At 60.0% G+C, this 14,757-nt stretch carries 13 protein-coding genes; 3 read left to right on the top strand and 10 right to left on the bottom strand.

Going from position 1 to position 14,757, the window contains the following annotated elements; all coding sequences use genetic code 11:
- Positions 1 to 425: 425 nt before the first annotated feature.
- Complete coding sequence (gene gltP / locus ACA055_RS00205; RefSeq protein WP_497681833.1) at positions 426 to 1,757, top strand: glutamate/aspartate:proton symporter GltP; 1,332 nt, start codon at positions 426 to 428, stop codon at positions 1,755 to 1,757.
- A gap of 202 nt (positions 1,758 to 1,959) precedes the next feature.
- Positions 1,960 to 3,189: a nucleoside recognition domain-containing protein gene (locus ACA055_RS00200; protein WP_497681832.1), complete on the top strand. Its 1,230-nt coding sequence runs from the start codon at positions 1,960 to 1,962 to the stop codon at positions 3,187 to 3,189.
- A 118-nt stretch (positions 3,190 to 3,307) separates the two neighbouring features.
- Here ACA055_RS00200 and ACA055_RS00195 read toward each other — a convergent pair whose 3' ends face one another.
- From ACA055_RS00195 to ACA055_RS00155, 9 genes are all read right to left on the bottom strand, one after another.
- Positions 3,308 to 3,934 carry an ABC-type transport auxiliary lipoprotein family protein gene (locus ACA055_RS00195; protein WP_497681831.1) on the bottom strand — a complete coding sequence of 209 codons (627 nt, stop codon included), beginning with the start codon at positions 3,932 to 3,934 and terminating at the stop codon, positions 3,308 to 3,310.
- Positions 3,931 to 4,869 (bottom strand): MlaD family protein, encoded by a 939-nt coding sequence (locus ACA055_RS00190; protein ID WP_497681830.1) that lies wholly within the window; start codon positions 4,867 to 4,869, stop codon positions 3,931 to 3,933. Before ACA055_RS00190 ends, ACA055_RS00195 begins: the two co-directional genes overlap by 4 nt.
- 1 nt (position 4,870) lies before the next feature.
- Positions 4,871 to 5,674, bottom strand: a complete 804-nt coding sequence (locus ACA055_RS00185) for an ABC transporter ATP-binding protein (RefSeq protein ID WP_497681829.1) — start codon at positions 5,672 to 5,674, stop codon at positions 4,871 to 4,873.
- Positions 5,671 to 6,819: an ABC transporter permease gene (locus ACA055_RS00180; RefSeq protein ID WP_497681828.1), complete on the bottom strand. Its 1,149-nt coding sequence runs from the start codon at positions 6,817 to 6,819 to the stop codon at positions 5,671 to 5,673. Before ACA055_RS00180 ends, ACA055_RS00185 begins: the two co-directional genes overlap by 4 nt.
- A 54-nt stretch (positions 6,820 to 6,873) precedes the next feature.
- On the bottom strand, positions 6,874 to 7,902 hold the full coding sequence (locus ACA055_RS00175) for a DUF5924 family protein (protein WP_497681827.1): 1,029 nt from the start codon (positions 7,900 to 7,902) through the stop codon (positions 6,874 to 6,876).
- Between the two features lie 116 nt (positions 7,903 to 8,018).
- Positions 8,019 to 9,407 (bottom strand): M16 family metallopeptidase, encoded by a 1,389-nt coding sequence (locus ACA055_RS00170; RefSeq protein WP_497681826.1) that lies wholly within the window; start codon positions 9,405 to 9,407, stop codon positions 8,019 to 8,021.
- A gap of 193 nt (positions 9,408 to 9,600) precedes the next feature.
- Positions 9,601 to 11,259, bottom strand: a complete 1,659-nt coding sequence (locus ACA055_RS00165) for a Na/Pi cotransporter family protein (RefSeq protein WP_497681825.1) — start codon at positions 11,257 to 11,259, stop codon at positions 9,601 to 9,603.
- Positions 11,260 to 11,470: 211 nt separating this feature from the next.
- Positions 11,471 to 12,238, bottom strand: coding sequence for a TerC family protein (locus ACA055_RS00160; protein ID WP_497681824.1), 768 nt, complete (start codon positions 12,236 to 12,238; stop codon positions 11,471 to 11,473).
- 85 nt (positions 12,239 to 12,323) lie between these two features.
- A complete protein-coding gene (locus ACA055_RS00155) occupies positions 12,324 to 13,631 on the bottom strand; it encodes a CitMHS family transporter (RefSeq protein ID WP_497681823.1) in 1,308 nt (435 codons plus the stop codon).
- 323 nt (positions 13,632 to 13,954) lie between these two features.
- Here ACA055_RS00155 and ACA055_RS00150 point away from each other — a divergent pair, with 323 nt between their 5' ends.
- Positions 13,955 to 14,356: a GFA family protein gene (locus ACA055_RS00150; protein WP_497681822.1), complete on the top strand. Its 402-nt coding sequence runs from the start codon at positions 13,955 to 13,957 to the stop codon at positions 14,354 to 14,356.
- On the opposite strand, the gene ACA055_RS00145 is transcribed toward ACA055_RS00150, so the two are convergent.
- Positions 14,357 to 14,683, bottom strand: coding sequence for a DOPA 4,5-dioxygenase family protein (locus tag ACA055_RS00145; RefSeq protein ID WP_497681821.1), 327 nt, complete (start codon positions 14,681 to 14,683; stop codon positions 14,357 to 14,359).
- Positions 14,684 to 14,757 lie beyond the last annotated feature (74 nt).

Raw genomic sequence — 14,757 nt, 5'->3', positions numbered from 1 at the left:
ACTTTTCCTGGCCTCTCGCATGCAACCGTACATCGAGAAAAATCAGCCTTTTTTTGCAGCGCATTTTCTCCGCGCGTTGTGGGATTTTGCTGAAAAACCCCCCTCTTCCGACTGATCAAAAATCCTTCAATCTGCTCTGTGATGGCCGGTTCGCGGCACTTATGCCTGCCGAAATGTCGTATTCGAACCGGTTGGGACGTGAGTTTCACTTAAAAAAGCTCATGCCGATTCGGCATAGGGTAGGCGTTTACGGCATTAGACGTCGCCTCCTTGCATCGGAATAGTTGCGCCTTTTTTCGCCTGCCAGAGAGCCGTAAATACGCGCTTCGGGGCACCTTATACGGGGGCAGATGCATACGACTTTTTCGCCACGAGCGTTCCAGTTCTTGCATCGGCCTGAGTCAAACGCAAGTAAGGGTAAAGATATGAAGAAGGCAAAGCTTAGCCTCGCCTGGCAGATCCTCATCGGTCTGGTATTGGGGATTGCAATCGGTGCGCTGCTCAACCATTTCAGTGCCGAAAAAGCCTGGTGGATCAGTAACGTCCTGCAACCAGCAGGCGATATCTTTATCCGTCTGATCAAGATGATTGTGATCCCGATCGTGATCTCCTCGTTGATCGTCGGCATCGCCGGTGTCGGTGATGCGAAGAAGCTCGGCAGCATCGGTTTGAAGACCATCATCTACTTCGAGATCGTCACTACGATCGCTATCGTGGTCGGTCTGGTGCTGGCCAATCTGTTCCACCCGGGCGCCGGCATCGACATGAGCACGCTGGGTACGGTGGACATTTCCAAGTACCAGGCGACTGCCGCCGAGGTTCAGCATGAACATGCGTTCATCGAAACCATCCTCAACCTGATCCCGTCGAACATCTTCGCGGCTGTCGCCCGTGGCGAGATGCTGCCGATCATCTTCTTCTCGGTGTTGTTCGGCCTCGGTCTGTCGAGCCTGAAACCCGATTTGCGCGACCCGCTGGTAAAAATGTTCCAGGGCGTCTCGGAAAGCATGTTCAAGGTCACTCACATGATCATGAACTACGCCCCAATCGGCGTTTTCGCACTGATCGCAGTCACCGTGGCCAACTTCGGCTTCGCTTCGCTGCTGCCGCTGGCCAAACTGGTGATCCTGGTTTACGTAGCCATCGCCTTCTTCGCCTTCGTGGTGCTGGGCCTGATCGCTCGCCTGTTCGGCTTCTCGGTGATCAAGCTGATGCGCATCTTCAAGGATGAGCTGGTGCTGGCCTACTCCACCGCCAGTTCCGAAACCGTGCTGCCACGCGTCATCGAAAAAATGGAAGCCTACGGCGCGCCGAAAGCTATCTGCAGCTTCGTGGTGCCGACCGGTTACTCGTTCAACCTCGACGGTTCGACCCTGTATCAAAGCATCGCGGCGATTTTCATTGCCCAGCTGTACGGCATTGACCTGTCCATCAGCCAGCAGTTGCTGCTGGTACTGACCCTGATGGTCACCTCCAAAGGCATCGCCGGTGTACCGGGCGTTTCCTTCGTGGTGCTGCTGGCCACCTTGGGCAGCGTGGGTATTCCGCTGGAAGGCCTGGCATTCATCGCCGGTGTCGACCGCATCATGGACATGGCCCGTACCGCGCTGAACGTGATCGGTAATGCCCTCGCCGTGCTGGTTATCTCACGCTGGGAAGGCATGTACGACGACGCCAAGGGCCAACGCTACTGGAACTCCCTGCCGCACTGGCGCAGCAAGGAAAAACTGCCGGTTGGTGAAACTACCCTTAGTTGATGCAACTCTTGAGGGAGCGGGCTTGCTCGCGAAGGAGGCGGTACATTCAACATCTCAGTTGACTGACACACCGCTTTCGCGAGCAAGCCCGCTCCCACAAAAAGCATGAGCAAGCAGTACAAACAAACCCTGGAGAAATCCGGGGTTTGTCGTTTCTGGCGACCCCGCTATCATTCGCCGCATTCTTTGGGGGATTTGACTGATGCTAAATGGCCTGTGGCTAAGCTTCTTCATCGTGGCAGCCATCTCGGCGCTGGCGCAGTGGCTGATCGGCGGTAACGCCGGGATCTTCGCGGCGATGGTGGAAAGCATTTTCGCCATGGCCAAGTTGTCCGTCGAGGTCATGGTCCTGCTGTTCGGCACCCTCACTCTCTGGCTGGGTTTTCTGCGGATCGCCGAGAAGGCCGGCATCGTGGAGTGGCTGGCCAAGGCGCTGGGGCCGTTGTTTCTACGTCTGATGCCGGGAGTCCCGGCGGGTCACCCGGCTATCGGGCTGATCACGCTCAACTTCGCCGCCAATGGCCTTGGCCTGGACAACGCCGCCACGCCGATCGGCCTCAAAGCCATGAAGGCGCTGCAAGAGCTGAACCCCAGCGACACCATCGCCAGCAACGCGCAGATCCTGTTCCTGGTGCTTAACGCCTCCTCCCTGACACTGCTGCCGGTGACGATCTTCATGTACCGCGCCCAGCAAGGCGCGCCCGATCCGACGCTGGTGTTCCTGCCGATCCTGCTGGCCACCAGTTGCTCGACCCTGGTCGGTCTGTTGTCAGTGGCGGTGATGCAACGTCTGCGTCTGTGGGACCCGGTGGTGCTCGCGTACATGATTCCTGGCGCCCTGTTGCTGGGTGGCTTCATGGCGTTGCTGGCAACGCTCTCGGCGACCGCTCTGGCCGGCCTGTCCTCGATCCTCGGCAACCTGACGCTGTTCGGGTTGATCATGCTGTTCCTGGTGATCGGCGCGCTGCGCAAAGTGAAGGTGTACGAGGCGTTCATCGAAGGCGCCAAAGAAGGCTTCGACGTGGCCAAGAACCTGCTGCCGTATCTGGTGGCGATGCTCTGTGCAGTCGGTGTGCTGCGGGCGTCCGGGGCCCTGGACTTTGGTCTGGACGGGATTCGCCATCTGGTGGAGTGGGCCGGTTGGGACACGCGCTTCGTCGATGCGTTGCCGACGGCGATGGTCAAACCGTTCTCCGGTAGCGCCGCCCGGGCGATGCTGATCGAAACCATGCAGACCTCCGGGGTGGACAGCTTCCCGGCGCTGGTGGCGGCAACCATTCAGGGCAGTACTGAAACGACGTTCTATGTGTTGGCGGTGTATTTCGGCGCGGTGGGCATCCAGCGCGCGCGGCATGCGGTGGGATGTGCGTTGCTGGCAGAATTGGCCGGGGTATTGGGCGCGATCTTTGTTTGCTACTGGTTCTTCGGCTGATCGAGTAACCCTGTGGGAGCGGGCTTGCTCGCGAAAGCGGCGTATCAGTTAGCATTGATGTCGACTGACACACCGCTTTCGCGAGCAAGCCCGCTCCCACATTAGGGCTGCGTTGGCCTCAAGGCCTCACGGGCGGCGCGAATTTCTGACCCTGCTCAACTGCCCAACCCACCAACTGCGCCGTTAACTGATCACTCGCCTGGCCGAACCCGGCGACCACGCCCGGCACCTTCAGATCATTGAGCGGCTGGCGCACTTCAAAGCGACGACTGGCGAGGATTCGCTGGTCATACCCGCGCACCAGCAATGCATCCAGACGCACGACCACGCTCGCATTCGTGCCTTGGTATTCGGTTTGGAACGCCTGGAGATTCCCACCCAGCTCCAGATCCGCCTGGAAATTGCTGTCATCGGTGCTCAGCAACGTCACCCGACCGTCATGCTGGAAACCATCGAGCAGACGATTGCGCAGCAGCACCGGTGCCGGATCACTCCAGCGCGAGGCTTTGTAGCTGCTGATCAGGTCACCCTGAGGAATCACGGCGATTTGCGCACTGTTCAACGCTTCGCTGGCCTGAGGCTTGGTCAGACGCAACGACCATCGCTGCGGCGTGCCCTGACTGGCCGACGCACTGCTTTGCGCCGAAGGCAATCGATAGACATCGGACGGCTCGGACTTGGGTAGGATCGAGCAGGCACTGAGCGACACAAAACTGACGAAAAGGGCGATGTGGCTCAGTTTCATGGCGTGAATTCCTTGTTCTTGTCATTGCCCAGCAAGTAACCACTGGGGTTGGCTTCCAGGCGCTGGGAGATAGCCCGCAGCGATGTCAGGGTTTCGCGCAATTCACGCACCGCCGGCGCCAGGCCATTGAGCCCCTGCATGCCGCTGTTCAGGGAGTCCTGATTGGTGGTGAGCAGGGTGTTGATGGTCGCGCTGCTTTGTTCCAGCGACTTCATCGCCTGCTCGGCACTGCCGAACATCTGCTTGCCCTGATCGTTGAGCAAACCGTTGGCGTTGCGCATCAGTGCCGACGTCTGCTCCAGCATGGCGCTGGCCTGCTTGCCGACCGACGCCAGTTGCTGCATGGCCTGACGGATGTCGCCACGTTGATCGGCGATGGTGCCGGTGGTTTGCTCCAGATGCTCAAGGGTCTTGCTGATGCGTTCGACGTTCTGCGAGGAAAACATCTGGTTGGCGTTATGCATCAGCATGTTTACCCCAGCTATCAGGTCGCCACTGTCGTTCAGCAGGCGGGCGATGGGCGAGGGCGATGCCACGATCACCGGCAGATTGCCGTCCTTGCCCTTGAGCTTGGGACTCTGCGGAGTGCCGCCGCTGAGCTGGATGATCGAGGTGCCGGTGATCCCGGTCAGCGCCAATATGGCCCGGGTGTCTTCCTTGATCGGTGTATCGCCGCCCAGGCGAATCCGCGCCAGTACCCGGCGCGGGTCTTTCGGGTCCAGACGCAGGGCCACCACGTCGCCGACCTTGATCCCGCTGTACTGCACGGCGCTGCCCTTGGACAGGCCACTGACCGCCTCGTTGAAGACGATTTCGTAGTCCTTGAACTCGGTGTCGACGCTGGACTTGGCCAGCCACAGGCAGAAGAGCAGGGCGCCTGCCACCACAATTACGGTGAACAGGCCGATCAATACGTGATGGGCTCGGGTTTCCATGTCAGACCTCGTTGAGCTGTTGAGCGGCCGTCAGCGCCGCGCGGCCGCGAGGGCCATGGAAGTATTCGTGAATCCACGGGTCGTCGGTTTCAGACACCTTGTCGATGGCGTCCGCCACCAGCACTTTCTTCTGCGCCAGCACCGCCACCCGATCAGTGATGGTGTAGAGCGTGTCGAGGTCGTGGGTCACCAGGAAAACGCTCAGGCCGAGGGCGTCGCGCAGGGTCAGGATCAATTGATCGAACGCAGCGGCGCCAATCGGATCGAGGCCGGCAGTGGGTTCGTCGAGAAACAGGATGTCCGGGTCCAGCGCCAGTGCGCGAGCCAGCGCCGCGCGCTTGATCATGCCGCCGGACAGCGAAGCGGGGTACTTGTCCGCCGCCGACAGCGGCAACCCGGCCAACGCTAGCTTCACCGCCGCCAGGTGCTCGGCATCGTTGCGGCTCAAACCGGCGTGCTCGATCAGGGGCAGGGCGACGTTCTCCGTCACGGTCAGCGAAGAGAACAGGGCGCCTTTCTGGAACAGCACGCCGAAGCGCCGTTCAACCATCGAGCGTTCATGCTCGGACAGTGTCGGCAAGTTCTTGCCAAAGACTTTCACCACGCCTTCGCTAGGCTGGCGCAAGCCGACAATGCTGCGCAGCAGCACCGATTTGCCGCTACCGGAGCCACCGACTACGGCGAGGATTTCGCCCTTGTACAAATCCAGGTCGAGATTTTCATGCACGCTCTGGCGGCCAAAGCGGTTGCACAGCCCACGGACTTCGATCACCGCCTCGGTGGGCGCTCGGGGTACACGACTCACCAGCCCATCTCCATGAAAAACAGTGCGGCCACGGCGTCGAGCACGATCACCACAAAAATCGACTGGACCACGCTCGACGTGGTGTGAGCACCGACAGACTCGGCGCTGCCGCTGACCTTGAAACCTTCAAGGCAGCCGATCGCGGCGATCAGGAACGCGAAGATCGGCGCTTTGACGATCCCCACCAGAAAGTGTTGAACGCCGATGTCCGATTGCAGCAGCGACAGGAACATCGCCGGCGAGATGTCCAGCGATACGGCGCACACCACGCCGCCACCGATGATCCCCGAGAGCATCGCCAGGAAGGTCAGCATCGGCAACGCGACCAGCAGCGCCAGGACGCGCGGCACCACCAGCAGCTCCATCGGGTCGAGGCCTAACGTGCGGATCGCGTCGATTTCTTCGTTGGCCTTCATCGAGCCGATTTGCGCGGTGAACGCACTGGCCGTGCGCCCGGCCATCAGGATAGCGGTCAGCAACACGCCGAATTCCCGCAGGAAGGAGAACGCCACCAGGTCCACGGTGAAAATACTCGCGCCGAAACTCGCCAGCACCGTAGCCCCGAGGAAGGCCACCACGGCCCCCACCAGAAAGGTCAACAGGGCAACGATGGGCGCGGCGTCGAGGCCGGTCTGTTCGATGTGCGCCACCATCGGCGTGAGGCGCCAGCGCTTGGGACGGAACAGCCCGCGGGCGATGGTTTCCAGGATCAGGCCGACAAAACCCAGCAGTTGCAGGGTGTCTTGCCAGACCGTGTCGACCGCGCGGCCAATGCGCGTCAGCAATTGAATGCCGACGCTGATTTCCGGTTCCTTGATCGGCACGCAGAAATCGGTGAGCGAGCAATAGACAGTCTGTAACAAGGCGCGGTCAGCGGAGGAGAGGGTGCAATCGGGATGTTCGGCGGACTTGCCCAGACGCTCGGAACCCAGCAGCTCCACCAGCAACGACGCACCTGCGGTGTCGAGCGTGCCGAGGCCATTGAGATCGATGTGGGTCGTGTCGTCGTACTGGCCCTGAAGCTTTTCGCTCAGGCGCTTGAGATCGGCGTAATGGGCAAGCGTCCAGTCACCCGTAACCCGCAGCTGAGCCGGGGAGTGAGAGGTGTCCAGTTGGGCACTGCCGGCCATTGTGCTGCTGGTCATAAGCTCCATGCTTGTTCGACTGTTAGGCAGCTGTACGTAATAGCACGATCCGCATTACTTTTCTTTGATCGGTGTGCTGTCCGTGATCTCGAAACGCAGCACCCCGATCAGTTGGCCATCTTCGGTCAGCACCCGAACCTGCCATTTGCCTGCGGGGTTGCCGGGGAAGTTCTGTTTGTGGGTCCAGGCGCGGTAGCCTTCCTTGCGTCCGCCGTGGATATCCAGCGGGATGCGATCCACCTCTTTGCCGTTGAACTGCCACACGTGATAGATCCGCTCATCCAGACCGCGCGGGGCATTGATTGCGGTGTAGGCGTACAGTCCGCCGCCGCGAATCTGCTCGGCGCTGACTTCATCAAGGCTGGCGCCGGGGGTGCGGTCCTGCATTTGGGTACTGATGGCCACATCGGTCATCCACAACGTTGCCGGCGGCACCCACGAACGCAGCACCCAACCCACGCCGCCGATGCCCACGGTGATACTCATGATCGCCAACGCGTTGCGCACGGTGCGGATCGGGAAAATCGACGCCAGGCTCGGGAAAGACAGCACGACTGCGGTGCCCAAGGCGAGTTTGAAACTCTGGGACGTGGTCAGGTGCAGGATGACGGGCAGGGCGGTCAGCAGTGCCGCGAACAACGTTAGCGTGTGCAGCGCCAGGAACGCCCACCGTCGAGGCGCCAGCCATTTGTAGTAAAGGGGGTCGATGATGGAAATCAATGCGGCGATGCACAGCAGTCCGGTAAAGAACAACTGCCCGCTGTTCCAGGTGGTGGTGATGAAAAAGAACGGCAGGACAAAAAACAGGCTTTCCTGGTGGATCATCTGCGTTGCGTAACGCAGCAATGGCTTGGGTATTTCGCGCTTGAAGATCCTGGCGAACAGTTTGGTAAGGCTGTTTTCCAGCATTAGCCAGATCCAGCTGATCAGCATGATGATGGTGATCCACGTCGCCAGGCCTTGCTGACGATCCACCAGCATGAAGCTGCCGACCCCCGAAATGAAACCACCGAGCGCAATGACGCCTGGATAACGCTTCATCAATTCCAGGATGCGCTGGAAGTACAGGGTCAGAGTAGGCATTCGGCGGTTCGCAATAGTCGTGGGAAATATCCTCGACAGGGTAACCGCCGGGGGTCGGCGTGGCGAGAGGCTGCGGTCCGATCACAAACCCGTGTAGCCGCTTGCGCAGCCTGCTGCTACACGGTTTGCGCTGCCCTTCGGCGCAAGCGCCAACCCACCAGCATCAACACAATGAGCCCCAGCACGCCGGCACCCCACCACATCAATTGGTCATAGCTCATCAACGGCTTCTCGATCCGCAGATAGCCCGGTTGCAGCAGCAACTCACGCATCGCCTTGTTCGCTTCCTTCAGCGTCACCCTTTGCAGTTCCTTTGTCGGGTTGGCGAAACGACCGTCCTCGTAGTCACCCAGGGCGCTCCAGTAGTAGTCGGCCAGCGCGCTGTTGCCTTGCACGGCCCATGCCTGGCGGGCGATAGCGGCCTGTTTGAGGCGGTTGAAGGTGTCGGCATTGAGGCCGTCCTTGAGCAACCCGGCCTTCAACTCATCCAGCACCTGTTCGGCCTCGGGCACGTCATCGCGGTCCAGGTCCGCGTTCAGGCTCATGAAGCCCACCCCGCCAAACACCTCGCGCTCGGCCGAGGGGCCGTAGGACAAACCATGGGCCAGGCGCAATTGGCGATAGAGCGCCCAGTCCAGATAATCCTTGAGCAAGTCGAAAGTTTGGTCGTGCTGATCTTCTTGTACCGGCTCCGGCACCAGCCAGTGCAATTTGGCACCACCGCCCACCAGACCGCGCCTGAGGGTGCGTTCATGGACAGCACTGGTCTGGATTTCCGGCAAGGGCGGGTGATCGGTGGGGTCGACCGCTTCAAGTGCGCCATAGGACCGTTCCAGATAGGCCGGCAGCAGACGGTCGAGTTCGCCGACCACAATCAGGGTCATGTTGTTGGGCGCGTACCAGGCTTTACGCGTGCCCTCCAGTTGTTCGCGGGTCAGGTGATCGACTTCGGCACGCTCGGGACATTTGAGGCCCAGCTCCACCGCCAGTTGGTTGCTGGCCGAGTGGCCCACATCCTGGCGATCCAGCCAGCGTTGCAGGTGCGTGTAATGACCGCCGTCTTCGCGCTCGACCACCTGTTTGGCGGCGTTGATGGCGTCTTCGTCGATTCGGGTCTGGGTCAGGAGTGCCAGCAGCAGGTCGAGCACCTTGCGCTGGTTTTTTGCCGGAGCTTCGATGACGAATGTCGTGTCGGCGTTGCTGGTGTAGGCGTTCCACTCGCCACCGAGCGCCTGCATGCGCTCTTCCAACCCCCCTTCACCGGTCGCGTCGATGCCACTGAACAGCAAGTGTTCGAGCAGGTGCGGCAGTTCCTTTTCGGCGCATTTGAAATCATCAATGCCGACGCCCACCACCAGCCGAATCGCCACATGCCCACGCTCGGTGCCGGGCTTGAGCAGCAATTGCAGGCCGTTGCGCAGCGTATAGCCCTCAACCTGGAAGCGGTCCAGGGCAAACGAAGGGAGTGAACCGAGTAACAGACAGGCGAACAACAGACAACGCATATCAAGTTTCCATACGGCTGATTGGAGATCCGTTTCGTCAGTCAGGCCGTCTTCGCGAGCAAGCCCGTTCCCACAGAAGTCTTCGGTGTAATCGGAAACGGTGTCCGACTCAAATCACCTGTGGGAGCGGGCTTGCTCGCGAATGGCCATCAAGCTGAATCAGTAGTACTGACTGACCACACTGCCAGAACGTTCAAGGCGAATGCGTGATGTCAGCCAAATCGTCGACCACCAGTGCTCCGGTGTCAGCCGTTTCCAGAACCACATAGGCGCTGCTGCAGAACAGCGAATTCAAGCGCTTCATGTCGGCGATCAGCTCCAGGTGCAATGAACTGGTCTCGATACTCTGCACGATCTTACGTTGCAATCGGCTGACATGAGCATGGGCCAGGCGGCGTTCCTGTGCGCGAAAGCGACGTTTCTCACGCACCAACTGGCGGGCGCTTTCCGGATCGGCGCTGAGGAACACCGACAACCCCAGGCGCAGGTTGGAAATCAGCTGGCTGTGCAGTCCCGCCAACTCTTCCAGGCCGACTTCGGAAAAGGACCGGCGCTGTGAGGTTTTCTGCTGCTGAACCTTGCGCAGCATGCGTTCGATCAGGTCACTGGCAAGTTTGAGGTTGATCGCCAGCTCGATGATTTCCGCCCAGCGCCGGCTGTCCTGCTCGCTGAGATCCTCCCGGGGCATTTGCGCCAGGTAGAGCTTGATCGCGTTGTAGAGCGATTCCACATCATCGGTCAGGCGTCGCATTTCCTGGGTCACGGCGGTTTGCTTGCCGTGCAACACGTCGAGCATGGCTTCGAGCATGTTGTCGATCAGGTCGCCGATGCGCAGGGTTTCCCGAGCGGCATTGGCCAGCGCCAAGCTGGGCGTGACCAACGCCGTTAGGTCGAGATGCCGGGGTTTGGCGGTGCCGTTGATTTCCGGGCGCTCCGGCAACAACCACGCACAGAGCTTCGCCATCGGCCCGACACTGGGCAGCAGGATCAGGCAGCGCGCAGTGTTGTAGAGCAGGTGAAAGCCGATGACCATTTCCTGAGGACTGAAGTCGAGGCTGTCGATCCAGTGCACCAGCGGGTCAAGCACCGGAATGATCAGCAGCAGGCCGATCAGCTTGTACAGCAGGCTGCCCAACGCCACCTGGCGGCCAGCGGCGTTCTGCATGCTGGTGCTGAGGAAGGCGAGGACGCCGCTGCCGATGTTGGCACCAATCACCAAGCCGATGGCCACGGGCAGGCTGATCACACCCGCACCGGCCAGGGTCGCGGTCAACAGGACGGCGGCCAGGCTGGAATAGGAAATCATGGCGAACAGCGCGCCGACCAGGGCGTCGAGCAGGATGTCGCCGGTCAGTGAGGCGAAGATCACCTTCACCCCTTGGGCCTGGGTGATCGGCGCGGCAGCCTCGACGATCAATTGCAGCGCCAGGATGATCAGCCCCAGGCCGATACTGACGCGGCCCATCTGCCCCAGTCGGGTCTGCTTGCGGGACAGAAAGAAAATCACCCCGAGAAAGATCAGCAGCGGCGACAGCCACGACAGGTCGAAGGTCAGCACCCGCGCCATCAGCGCCGTACCGACGTCGGCCCCGAGCATCGTCGCCAGGGCCGGGGTCAGTGCCATCAGGCCCTGACCGACAAAGGAAGTGACGAGCATGGCGGTAGCGTTGCTGCTCTGGACCATGGCCGTCACCATGATCCCCGAGATGAACGCCAACCATCGCCTGGACATGTTCTGGCCAATCAAGTGGCGCAAGTTGGAGCCGTAAACCCGCAGGATGCCGGTTCGGACGATGTGCGTGCCCCAGATCAACAAGGCCACGGCCGATAACAAATTGAGCAGGGTGAGCATACTGGCCCCCTGTGGTGGTAGCGCCCCAAAGGAGCAAATTGACGGTGCCGCGACTTTCTACGTTGTGTACTTAAGCTGTAGTTGGCTAACGGTCTGCGCGCCAGCATCGCATAGCTAAAGAAGTGATTGAAACAAAACTGTCATAAAAACAGTTTGATGCAGATGTGACAAAGGGGCCCGAAGGCCCCTTTGTCATTGCGCGGTGTTCGGGTTATTGACCCGGAACGTCCTTGCGCAGTTTCACTGGATCCTGCTGCTTCTTCTTTCTCATCATCGCTGTGCGCAGCTTGATGTTGACCGTTTCCACCGCCAGCGAGAACGCCATGGCGAAGTAGACGTAGCCTTTCGGCAAGTGCACGTCGAGAGATTCGGCAATCAGCACGGTACCGACCAGCAGCAAGAACGACAGCGCCAGCATCTTCAGCGAAGGGTGCTTGTCGATGAACTCGCTGATGGTGCGCGAGGCGACCATCATCACCAGCACCGCAACGATGATCGCTGCAACCATGACCGGCACGTGGGAAACCATGCCCACTGCGGTGATCACGGAGTCCAGCGAGAACACGATGTCGATGATCGCGATCTGGATGATGGTGTAGAGGAAGTTGCCGCCCTTGCCCGAAGGTTCGTCGCCGGTTTCGTCTTCGCCTTCCAGTGCGTGGTACATCTCTTGGGAGCTCTTCCACAGCAGGAACAGACCACCGAAGAACAGGATCAGGTCACGTCCGGAAATGCCCTGGCCGAACATTTCGAACAGGTCGGCGGTGAGGCGCATGACCCAGGTGATCGACAGCAACAACAGAATCCGCGTGACCATGGCCAGGGCCAGGCCGAAAATCCGGGTGCGCTGCTGCATGTGCTTGGGCATGCGGCTGACCAGGATCGAGATCATGATGATGTTATCGATACCCAGGACGATTTCCAGGGCGGTCAGGGTTAAGAAGGCAACCCAGATTTCAGGGTTGGTCAGCCATTCCATGTGTATTCCTTTGAGGATGTGTTAAACCACGAAGGGTCCAGGCTTCAAACAGCAAAGCCTGGACCCGTCATGGTGAGTCTTGGGCTTATAGAGTGCTGAACAGCGGAAAAATCCCCATCAGCAATGCGGCGACCAGTATGCACAGGCAAACCAATACTGCCCACTTCAGGGTGAAACGCTGATGATCACCGAACTCGATACCGGCCAGGGCCACCAACAAGTACGTCGATGGTACCAGCGGGCTCAGCAAGTGGACGGGCTGACCGACGATCGAGGCACGTGCCATTTCAACGGCGGTTATACCGTAATGACTGGCGGCTTCGGCAAGTACCGGTAACACGCCGTAATAAAATGCGTCGTTCGACATGAAGAAGGTGAACGGCATGCTCACCAGCGCCGTGATCACCGCCAGGTACGGGCCGAGGAAATCAGGGATCACCGCCAGCAGGCTTTTCGACATCGCGTCGACCATGCCGGTGCCCGACAGAATACCGGTGAAAATACCCGCGGCAAAGATCAGTCCGACCACTGCCAGCACGCTACCGGAGTGGGCCGCGATGCGATCCTTCTGCTGTTGCAGGCACGGGTAGTTGACGATCATCGCGATACTGAACGCCACCATGAACAGCACCGGCAGCGGCAACAGCCCGGCGATCAGGGTGCACATCAACACCAGGGTGAGGGCGCCGTTGAACCAGATCAGCTTCGGACGGCGGGCGTCAGGAAATTGGGAAACGCTGATTTCGCTGTGGTCGACTTCATCGCCTACCAGGTGCAATTCGCCCAGACGAGCACGTTCACGTTTACCGTAGAAGTAGGCAATCGCCAGGATCGCTACGACACCGGCCAACATCGCGGGCACCATCGGAACAAAAATGTCGGACGGGTCCACATGCAGCGCACTGGCCGCACGCGCGGTTGGGCCACCCCATGGGGTCATGTTCATGATGCCACCGGCGAGGATGATCAGGCCCGCCATGATTCGCGGGCTCATGCCGATGCGGCTGTAGAGCGGCAGCATGGCGGCCACGCAGATCATGTAAGTGGTCGCGCCGTCACCATCGAGGGAAACGACGAGCGCCAGTACGGCGGTGCCGACCGAAACTTTCAGCGGATCGCCCTTGACCAGCTTGAGGATCTTGCGCACGGCCGGGTCGAACAGGCCGGAGTCGATCATCAGGGCAAAGTAGAGAATCGCGAACATGAGCATCACGCCAGTCGGCGCGAGCTTGGTGATGCCTTCGAGCATCATCGGGCCGATCTTCGGCGCAAAACCACCGAACAGGGCGAACACAATCGGGATGACGATCAGAGCGATCAGCGCGGACAGGCGCTTGGTCATGATCAGGAACATGAACGTGATGACCATGGCGAAGCCAAGGAAAGTCAGCATGGGAATACTCCAGGCGTAGCGCGTCTAGGGGAAATGAGCGAACCGGTCGGGTCAGCGCAGAACGGGAAGCACGAGACGTAGGGGCGGAGTGACAGCGAAGAGGCGAGTAGCAGAGGACATCAGGATCACCATTGTTGTTGTTAAATGGACCGTGCGAGCAATCGAACACTCGCGTTGGCCAACCGGTCTGTTGCCGGCAGTGAGGGCGATCCTAATAGGGGAAGCTTTCACCCAGCTTTCGCGAGTGAAAGCATTGACCGGATGCGCAACCGGTCGTCGGACGGGTTTAGCGTCGGTTGATACAGAATCAGGAGGTAAATGGTATGGACCCGCTTCACACCGGCGGTTGCCACTGCGGGCAACTGCGCTATCAATTCAGCGGGCTGCTGCACGATATCGCCCACTGCCACTGTTCGATTTGTCGACGGGTCAGCGGCGGGATCGTGACCACCTGGATCACCGTGCCCGCCTCATCGTTTGAATGGCAGGCCGGCACACCGGCGCGGTACGACTCTTCTGCAACCTGTGCGCGATATTTCTGTTCGAACTGTGGGGCGCAGGTAGCACTGACGACGCATCTGAGTCCAGACAGCATCGACGTGACCATCGCCACCCTCGATCATCCCGAGCATGCTCCAGCCGAGCGACACATCTGGACCGACAGCCGTCTGCCGTGGCTGCATCTGGACGAGCATTTGCCCGGCGAGCCCGAAGAAACACTCTGATCAAAAAATAGACAGATCCAGCGGCCTGATCGCGCCCATCCAGATCGCATGCTCGGTGTGGTCGAGCAGATCGTCGCCCGTGTCCGGGTGCAGAAACACCACCAGCCCATGGCGGTTCAGCGCCAGCCACGGCAGTACGTCGCCAATGTATTGCGGTTCGAACGCCAACTGACAGCTCCAGTCCGGGTGCGGACCAACCGGGCGCTCATGAACGCGGCCCATCTTCAGGGGAAACAATTGTGCCGCTTGCTCACACAAGGCCCGCGCCTGATCGATGGTGCTGGCGTTAAAATAGACATGGGCGTGGTAGCCCTTGATCCGTTGCATCTGAATCCCTCGAAAACCTGGTCGAACCCTCACCGTTTCCTACAGGTCACACACCATATACGAAGGAAAGATCG

Source organism: Pseudomonas sp. LBUM1657 (assembly GCF_059716075.1).
Note: the sequence above shows the minus strand (reverse complement) of the source record. Positions and strands in the feature narration are given on the sequence as shown.

What these genes read in the sequence shown, in the direction of transcription:
- gltP (WP_497681833.1), top strand. Translation starts at nt 426, where the DNA reads ATGAAGAAGGCAAAGCTTAGCCTCGCCTGGCAGATCCTCATCGGTCTG.
- ACA055_RS00200 (WP_497681832.1), top strand. Translation starts at nt 1,960, where the DNA reads ATGCTAAATGGCCTGTGGCTAAGCTTCTTCATCGTGGCAGCCATCTCG.
- ACA055_RS00195 (WP_497681831.1), bottom strand. Translation starts at nt 3,934, where the DNA reads ATGAAACTGAGCCACATCGCCCTTTTCGTCAGTTTTGTGTCGCTCAGT.
- ACA055_RS00190 (WP_497681830.1), bottom strand. Translation starts at nt 4,869, where the DNA reads ATGGAAACCCGAGCCCATCACGTATTGATCGGCCTGTTCACCGTAATT.
- ACA055_RS00180 (WP_497681828.1), bottom strand. Translation starts at nt 6,819, where the DNA reads ATGACCAGCAGCACAATGGCCGGCAGTGCCCAACTGGACACCTCTCAC.
- ACA055_RS00175 (WP_497681827.1), bottom strand. Translation starts at nt 7,902, where the DNA reads ATGCCTACTCTGACCCTGTACTTCCAGCGCATCCTGGAATTGATGAAG.
- ACA055_RS00170 (WP_497681826.1), bottom strand. Translation starts at nt 9,407, where the DNA reads ATGCGTTGTCTGTTGTTCGCCTGTCTGTTACTCGGTTCACTCCCTTCG.
- ACA055_RS00165 (WP_497681825.1), bottom strand. Translation starts at nt 11,259, where the DNA reads ATGCTCACCCTGCTCAATTTGTTATCGGCCGTGGCCTTGTTGATCTGG.
- ACA055_RS00160 (WP_497681824.1), bottom strand. Translation starts at nt 12,238, where the DNA reads ATGGAATGGCTGACCAACCCTGAAATCTGGGTTGCCTTCTTAACCCTG.
- ACA055_RS00155 (WP_497681823.1), bottom strand. Translation starts at nt 13,631, where the DNA reads ATGCTGACTTTCCTTGGCTTCGCCATGGTCATCACGTTCATGTTCCTG.
- ACA055_RS00150 (WP_497681822.1), top strand. Translation starts at nt 13,955, where the DNA reads ATGGACCCGCTTCACACCGGCGGTTGCCACTGCGGGCAACTGCGCTAT.
- ACA055_RS00145 (WP_497681821.1), bottom strand. Translation starts at nt 14,683, where the DNA reads ATGCAACGGATCAAGGGCTACCACGCCCATGTCTATTTTAACGCCAGC.